Raw genomic sequence first — 7,373 nt, 5'->3', positions numbered from 1 at the left:
GCTCAAGCGCCGCAAGCCAGAAGCGCCTGCGGCGGAGTGAAGCGGCGCTAGTGCCTCATGAAAAACCGGACCCAAGGTCCGGTTTTTTATGGGTGAAACTCGACCTTAAGTTCGATGCAGAACCTGTGGCGAGGGAGCTTGCTCCCGCTGGGCTGCGCAGCAGCCCCAAAGTTGCGTGTTCACCCATTATTGCGCGGCGAGACTTGTTTTTGGGGGGGGCGCTTCGCACCCCAGCGGGAGCAAGCTCCCTCGCCACAAAAGCGAAGCGGTGCTCAGACTAGGGCAATCACCCGGCCTTCTTCTCCGCATCCTTCAACTCTTGCAGACGCTTATCGATCAACTGGCACTTGTCCGGCACATCCTTGCTGGCAGTCTCCAGGTCCATGGCCTGCAACTCGTCGTTGATTTCCTTGGCCTTGGCCGGGTTCTGTTCAGTGAGCTTGGTCACTTCATTTGCCAATTGTTCGCGCTTGGCGGTCGCTTGCTCTGGCGTGCAAGTGGCCCAGGCGGGCAGGGCGCAGGTGAGGGTGGCTGCGAGGGTGAGTTTCAAGAGGGTTTTCATGGCTGGGCCTCATATTCCTTGTTGGGCAGGTAATGGGTTGAGGCCGGTACTGGGTGGAAAGTTCATTAGCAGCCATGCTGGCTGCCGCTTGGCAGGGTGCCTTTTTTCAGAATTTCCCTAGCCGATATTAAACCGTCGTCTACCATGGAGAAAGGCGACTGGTAGCCCTATGCCTGCAACGCCGGGTCGCTGCTTCACACAGGATGTAAGTGCTTTATTAGCTAGGAGGCTAACAATATGTCTGTCGCAATGCAGTCAATGACTTCCAGAACATCCAGTTCAGCTCGCATTGAACAATAGAACAACTACGCCTGTCAGGACGTATCCACGGCCTGTGGTAGCCGTTAATTCAAAGGAATGAAACCTATGAGTCTTAGAGCGATATTCAGTCGGCTGATGTTGTGTCTGTGGGGTTTGTTCGCGCTCTCATCGGCCTATGCGGAAAGTCTGATCATCGCCACACCGCAACAAGGTGTGGGAATAAAAGTCGATGTCTTTGACAAGCCCGACGCCTCAAACGGTATTCCTTCCTCGACGAGCCTGGTGGGATTCGGCCTCCCAGCGGGATTTATACCCGCGGTGCAGTCGTTCAAGGGAAAAATTTATATGTTCTGGTCCAATAATTATGATTCAGAGCATATCTATTCTTCCTATTCGACAGATGGGAAAAACTGGTCCCCTGCTAAAACTATCCCAGTGAATGGCTACCGATGGGGTGGGGATATTTCAGTGACTGTATTTAAGCAGAAGCTAGTGCTGACCTTTGCCGATCCTCAGCAACGCTTGAGGACCACCAGCTCTACAGACGGCGTCAGTTGGACCGATATTCAAACTATCAATACCAGCCCTATGGCCGGCGTTAACAGCCCCGTTGTGTATAACGGTCAATTATTCATTTTTTATCACAAAGGTGACGGTAATGCTAAAACTGTTTATTACGTCACTTCGAATGATGGTCTTCTGTTCGGCCGGGAAACTCCAGCGTTCCAGGAAAGCACTGAGACGCCTCTGACCAAAGTGGTGCCTATCGTCTATAGCGGTAAGATTTGGGTCTATTACACAGTGGAAAATCGCCTCATGTACGCACGCACTTACAACCGTCGCGGCCAGTGGGGAGAGAGGCAAGAGCTGAAAGGTATAAACAGTAAACTTTTCCTGAACAGTGCGGCGATGATCAACGATCGTGTGTTTGTCAGCAACAATACAAAAACTTTTTACTCCAGCGATGGGGTTAACTGGAATCCGTATTTCGCTGCGAGTGGGCTTGATAACTTTCCCTCGGTTTTGGGCGTTTCCTATGGCATTACCGCAAGCGATCTAACCGTGCGCAACCCGCAACTGCCCTCGGACCTGGCCACAGGCCTCAGCCATAGCGACTATGCAACGTTCGCCTGGCGCAGCTTTTTCGCACTGAACAATACAGCTGCCGCACCATTGCCCGCTAACCGCGGCGTCGGCAATCCCGCCAGCAGTTTTGCTGATTCGGGCAAGGTGCCAAAGTCTCCCAGCCCCTTGTTATGGCAAACCTTCGCGCACCGTACTGAGTTGTTTCCCGCGGGACCACAAAAAAACACCGCAGGTGGTCCGACGCGCCCGTTTGGTTCTGACCCGCAATACAGCTATATACAATTTCCCCAGGGTATTCGTTTGGCGCCTGGCGCCACCTTTAATCATTACAACAATCTGGATGAGGCGACCCAAATAGGACAAAACGCTATTTTCTTCCCGGTCAATCCGCCAAATGTGGCGAAGACAGGGAGAGATTATGCCCCTTCAAACGACAGCCAGATCCTGTTCGAGGCCAAGGCGAACCCCGTCGTTTACGAGTATGCGAAAGGCCTGACCAGCTTCCCGGATACGAATGTAGTGCTGCCCGACGGCGCGGTGGAGGTCAAGGCGACATGGCGCAAGCTGGCAGACATCCCGGTTCAAAATCGCGCGCGTTACCACACGGCGACGGTGGTGACCTATAAGGGCCTCGACAGTGACCCGGTGGCGCAGAACGAAGACTACGCACTGGTCGCCTTACATATAATCCATAAGACGTCCAACTACCCGACCTTCATTTTCGCCACGTTCGAGCACGAAGATGCCCTGACGCTGCCCGACGGTAAATCACCGACCGGGCTCTACTACATTGCCAACTACAACAAGATTGATTACCCCGGTTTCGATATAAACAACCCCCCGACCGCCACTTTCTCTGACGGCAACAAGACCTATACGGTTTCCCTGCCAAAAGCGGGCGCAGTCGCAAACGCGAGCCTTGATCCGCCGGTCTACTCCGGCAGTAACGGGATCCCTGAAGGGCAGGCCGGCCCGATCCGGGTCGTGCAACCGCTCACCATGGATGTCGAAGTCGCGGCGGTGAACAACCAGGTCAAGCAGTTGATGGACGGCAGCGGCGAATTCAACAATTCGGTCTGGAAGCATTATCGGCTCAAAGGCGTTCAAGCCATCCCGTCGAGCACTCAAACCGATCCGGATTACTACCTGGCCAATATCATGGTCGAAAGCAGCCAGCCGGGGATTCAGCTGTTTCGTGGGAGCAACGTATTCCCCATCCCGAAGAACAACACCCTGATCAATGCGCGCAACCAGCTGAACATCAAGGTACCGGATTACGACCACAGCACCCAAGGCCTGACCATGGGCGGTTGCATGGGATGTCACGGCATCGCCCAGAGCTCGCTCAAACAAGGTTTCAGCTTCCTGTTCGATGCGATCAATCCCACGCTCAGCAAAGGTGTCACCGGTTTTGCGGGCCCAGAGACCGTAGGCTTACCTGATCCGCGCACCATGAAGGCACGGGCCCTGAAATATTCTTTCGGTCCTCAGAATACGGCAGCCGTTGAGGAGGCAAGTAAGTAGTCGTCAAACCAATGCTCAGCAGGATATCCCTGCTTTCCGAGGCGAATTCCTAGCTCTTTCATAAAGAACCGGACGTTGAGTCCGGTTTTTTATGAAGCCCAACCTGAATTCGGCACAGCCCCTTTGGCGAGGGCGCGTGCTCCCGCCGGGTATTCTGCGGGGGCAAATTCTGTAAAAGTCTCAATCAATTTGTACTCTCCATACATTTGAAACGGGCGACTCAAAGCTCGCCCGTTTTCATTATTCAACAGCCTGGGCCCGTAACCGCCTCCCAATCACACCCATCGCGCAGGGCTATCGTCAGCATTTTGCAGAAGTCGGAAAGCACCATCGTATCGGAGCTGATATCTGAACGGAACGCGATGTTCTCCAGCAGTTGGGTCACGGTGCGAATGCGGTAGTCGGCAGTTTCGAAGAGAACGTCGAGCGGTGCTTCGGCGTCGATGAGGAGGACGGCGGGGATGCAGTCGATGCCAGTGATGGGCATGTATCTAGTCATAGTCAGAGCCTCGAAAATTAATGAGCCTCCCTGTAAGTCGGGTCGCCAAACCCGGTCGCCTTTTAGGGCGACGAGGGACTATAGGCCGCCCCGTTCCCGAGCCACAAGACATCACTTTCCGAGCTTTGTGTAGGACCTTTGGCCTTGCTTCAGTCGGCTTTGGCACTGCGGCGGGTCAGGCGACGCAGGCGACTGCTGCGCAGTCGAGCGGGAGCAAGCTCCCTCGCCACGGGGACCGTGCTCGACTGGGCCAGTGGACGTATCAGCCATGGCAGCAGCTGTGTGGCTTGGCCTCGTCGTATTTATCGTGATGCCGCACCCAGTCCATGATTTCGTCTTCGTTGCGGCCCTTGGGCGTCAGGTCGAGGTAGTTGTAGGTGCCGACCAGAATGTCGAGGCCGCGGGCGTAGGTGGAGTAGGTGTGGAAGATGTCGCCGGCTTCGTTGCGGTAGAAGACGCTCAGGCCGGGGAGTTCGCCTTCGGTGGTGTCGGTTTTTTCGTAGTTGTAGGTGGCTTTTCCACCGGCGGTGTCTTCGGCTTTGAAGCTGACGCCGAAGTCGTAGTTGAAGTCGCAGCCGTTGGACGAGACCCAGTCGAAGGTCCAGCCCATGCGGCGCTTGAACGGCTGGAACTCGGCGAAGGGGGCGCGGGAGACGGCGACCACGGCCACGTCGTGGTGGGCCAGGTGTTGGTTGGCGCCGTCGATGTGGTCGGAGAGGAATGAGCAGCCCTGGCAGCCTTCTGTCCAGCCGGGGCCGAACATGAAGTGGTAGATGATCAGTTGGCTGCGACCGCCGAACAGGTCGGCCAGGCTCAGTTCACCGTGGGGGCCTTGGAAACGGTAGGGTTTGTCGATTTTTACCCAGGGCAGGGCGCGGCGTTCGGCGCTGAGTTTGTCTCGTTCGCGGGTGAAGGCTTTTTCGTGGGCCAGGTGTTGGCGGCGGGCGGCGAGCCACTCTTCCCGCGAGACGACCGGCTGATTCTCTACGTTCATGATGAATTCTCCTGCATGGCAGAGCCGCTGAGTCGGCACTTTCTGTAAGTGGTCGTCTGGCTCTGGATGAATTCGACAGGCCGTTGGTCGGTTTGTGAAATAGCTAGCCGTTAAGCTTGTACACCGCGCGGTTGGATTCAGGGCTGCTTCGCAGCCCAACGGGGATAAATCCCCTCGCCACAATGAATTGGATAGGCCTCAAGTAAACAGCATTGCGCCCGGAAACCTGGCTGAACGGCGGCGCAGCACCTCGGTCACAACCTAGGTAGGCATCTCACTCTTCAGAGGATGGACCAGGATGACGACTTATAACTGGGACTTGATCGAAAAGTTGTTGCACGAAGTGCAGAACGGCGCCGGCCACAGTTTTACGCCTAGGCCTTATGCGGAGGAATACGCAGCTCAGAAGGCGGCGGCGGGTGAGGAAATCGAGAACCTCGATCATCTGAAAGCGGTCGCCGGGGAGTATGAAAAGTTACTGCTGGAGCGTGGCTATATCGAGCCGCGGCCGGAGGAAGAGGGCGGTAACGGCGAGAACTTCGTGCTGACGCCCCGTGGCTCGCGGTTGTTGAGCCTGATCGACAGCAGCATTCCGGGCAATGATCATCCGCGCCAGGTGCTGGATGAGCAGGACGATGCGCTGGATGAGTTTACGTTTGATGATTTGGCGTCCAAGGCGCAGATTGCCTAGGAACCAGGCACAAACCTTGTGGGAGCGAGCAAGCTCGCTCCCACATTGGATCTTCAGTGGTTTTAGGATCGTGCTGCTTTCAGGCACTTCAAGTCAGTGAAATCTTTCTTCACCCCGTCGATTTTCTTCAGCAGCCGTTCGCGCTGGGGAGGGGTGCTTTCGGCCATCAGGTCCACTAGCAGGCTGCGGGCCTGGGCTTCGGTTTTGCTGAAGGCTTCGCGGTAGGCGGGCGTCCAGAGGCTTTCGCGGTTGACCAGCAACTGCTCGATGCGTTTGGGAAAGTCAGGACTGTGGCGCTGGGCCACGGCTTCGCTGAACTGGTTTTGCCAGTGGGCGCGGTTGGCGATCCATTGCTGGTTCTGGTCACCCAGGGCGGTGGACCAGGCCATCACCCGTTGGTGCTGGGCTTCGTTGAGCGGGCCGAGCCAGTCGTCCAAGCGTTTGACCATGCGGTCGCTGCGTTCCTGGATCTGTTCCTGCAACGTCGGCTTGAGGTATTGCTGCTGGCGTTTGCGCTGATCCTTGACGAAGGCGGCGTCCATGTCATCGACTTGGTCGTCGTTCAGGCCTTGCAACAGTTCGATGGCCGAGGGAGTGATTTGCCGTGCGGTTTCGGCGATAGCGGCCTTGGCTTCTTGGGTACGTTGTTGCAAGGCTTCGTCGGTTACCTGGTCAGTTTTCACCATGGTCTTGAGGCGATCCAGCCAGTCGAGGTAGTCGGGCAATTGGGTTGTGCAATGCCAGGTCAGGTGGTCCTTGAGGCGTTCGTTGAACCAGTCTTTTTGCTCGCCTCTGATGTCCAGGTAATCATTGAGGGTCCAGGGGATGATCAGGTCGAGGTTGCGGTAGGCCAGGCCGATGCGGCTGCAGGCGGTGAGCGTCAGCAACAGGGCGATGAACATGGCAGTGCGGGTCAACCAGCGCGGCATGAGCGAGTCCTTGCGAAGGCGTAGGTGCTTTGTTTGAGCATCGCAGACGCGCGGCAGTTCAGCCGATTAAATGCGTAACGCTTAGTAAAAAGGGTGGGCCATCTTGAGGGTCAGCAGGCTGTCGCACTCGCTGTTGTGGCCCGAGTACGCCGAGCAACTGCTGCCGCTGAGGCTTGAGTCGCTGTAGATCAGGTCCAGGTCGAGGCCCTTCCACGGACGGGAAATTTTCAACGACCAGTCGCTGAAGCTGCCGACATAACCGTTCTCGACCGAGACTGGCGTATTGAGCTGGTGGGTGGTGTATTTGGCGCTGATGCCAATGCCGAACGGCACGTTGCCGCCCAGGTCGGCGAACAGCGTGCTGTTCTGTTTGTCCGGATCGTTGCTCAGGGCCGCGCCGAAACGGCTGCCGAGCACGGTCAGGCCGCCGTAGAACTCCTGGCTGTCGAGGGTATCGACGGTGGGGTAGCTGTAGTGGATCAGGCCGACTTCGTAGCCCAGGGTCTGGTCGAAGGGGTGTTTAAAGCCCATGTAGGAATCGACCTCAAGGTCGGCGGACGATGTCAGGCCGGCGCTGGGTGACCACTGGCCAACGTACCAGCCGCTGTCGTGGCTCAGGTCCAACCCACCATGAAACGAGCCGGTGCTCGACGGCGTGACCAGGCCCTCGGCCATGCTACGGCTGGGAGTGGTGCCCAGTTTGAGATCGAAGTCGCCGAGTTCGCGTTGGAACACCTGCCCCTGGGCGAGGGAGCACGTCAGCAGGCTGATCGCCAGCGCAACAATAGGAATACGCATGCTTCACTCCATGAAATAGCGAGGAGCAG

General features: G+C 56.8%; 6 protein-coding genes and 1 pseudogene. 2 read left to right on the top strand and 5 right to left on the bottom strand.

Going from position 1 to position 7,373, the window contains the following annotated elements:
- Positions 1–286: 286 nt before the first annotated feature.
- Positions 287–562: a hypothetical protein gene (locus BLT00_RS18465; protein ID WP_092150995.1), complete on the bottom strand. Its 276-nt coding sequence runs from the start codon at positions 560–562 to the stop codon at positions 287–289.
- Between the two features lie 366 nt (positions 563–928).
- Here BLT00_RS18465 and BLT00_RS18460 point away from each other — a divergent pair, with 366 nt between their 5' ends.
- On the top strand, positions 929–3,433 hold the full coding sequence (locus BLT00_RS18460; protein ID WP_092150992.1) for a glycoside hydrolase: 2,505 nt from the start codon (positions 929–931) through the stop codon (positions 3,431–3,433).
- Between the two features lie 240 nt (positions 3,434–3,673).
- On the opposite strand, the pseudogene BLT00_RS18455 reads toward BLT00_RS18460, so the two are convergent.
- Positions 3,674–3,932, bottom strand: a pseudogene (locus BLT00_RS18455) (hypothetical protein).
- A gap of 262 nt (positions 3,933–4,194) precedes the next feature.
- Complete coding sequence (locus tag BLT00_RS18450; protein WP_092150989.1) at positions 4,195–4,926, bottom strand: DUF899 domain-containing protein; 732 nt, start codon at positions 4,924–4,926, stop codon at positions 4,195–4,197.
- A gap of 298 nt (positions 4,927–5,224) precedes the next feature.
- On the opposite strand from BLT00_RS18450, the gene BLT00_RS18445 reads away from it, so the two are divergent.
- Complete coding sequence (locus tag BLT00_RS18445; RefSeq protein ID WP_063322456.1) at positions 5,225–5,617, top strand: hypothetical protein; 393 nt, start codon at positions 5,225–5,227, stop codon at positions 5,615–5,617.
- 62 nt (positions 5,618–5,679) lie between these two features.
- Here BLT00_RS18445 and BLT00_RS18440 read toward each other — a convergent pair whose 3' ends face one another.
- Positions 5,680–6,546 (bottom strand): DUF6279 family lipoprotein, encoded by an 867-nt coding sequence (locus BLT00_RS18440; RefSeq protein ID WP_092150986.1) that lies wholly within the window; start codon positions 6,544–6,546, stop codon positions 5,680–5,682.
- An 81-nt stretch (positions 6,547–6,627) separates the two neighbouring features.
- On the bottom strand, positions 6,628–7,344 hold the full coding sequence (locus BLT00_RS18435) for a TorF family putative porin (protein WP_092150983.1): 717 nt from the start codon (positions 7,342–7,344) through the stop codon (positions 6,628–6,630).
- Between the last annotated feature and the right edge of the window lie 29 nt (positions 7,345–7,373).

Origin of the sequence: Pseudomonas sp. NFACC51 (assembly GCF_900103575.1) — a bacterium.
GTDB classification, from domain to species: Bacteria; Pseudomonadota; Gammaproteobacteria; order Pseudomonadales; family Pseudomonadaceae; genus Aquipseudomonas; species Aquipseudomonas fluorescens_Q.
Note: the sequence above shows the minus strand (reverse complement) of the source record. Positions and strands in the feature narration are given on the sequence as shown.

Coding starts and splice junctions, on each gene's coding strand:
- BLT00_RS18445 (WP_063322456.1), top strand. CDS start 5,225: ATGACGACTTATAACTGGGACTTGATCGAAAAGTTGTTGCACGAAGTG.
- BLT00_RS18450 (WP_092150989.1), bottom strand. CDS start 4,926: ATGAACGTAGAGAATCAGCCGGTCGTCTCGCGGGAAGAGTGGCTCGCC.
- BLT00_RS18465 (WP_092150995.1), bottom strand. CDS start 562: ATGAAAACCCTCTTGAAACTCACCCTCGCAGCCACCCTCACCTGCGCC.
- BLT00_RS18440 (WP_092150986.1), bottom strand. CDS start 6,546: ATGCCGCGCTGGTTGACCCGCACTGCCATGTTCATCGCCCTGTTGCTG.
- BLT00_RS18435 (WP_092150983.1), bottom strand. CDS start 7,344: ATGCGTATTCCTATTGTTGCGCTGGCGATCAGCCTGCTGACGTGCTCC.
- BLT00_RS18460 (WP_092150992.1), top strand. CDS start 929: ATGAGTCTTAGAGCGATATTCAGTCGGCTGATGTTGTGTCTGTGGGGT.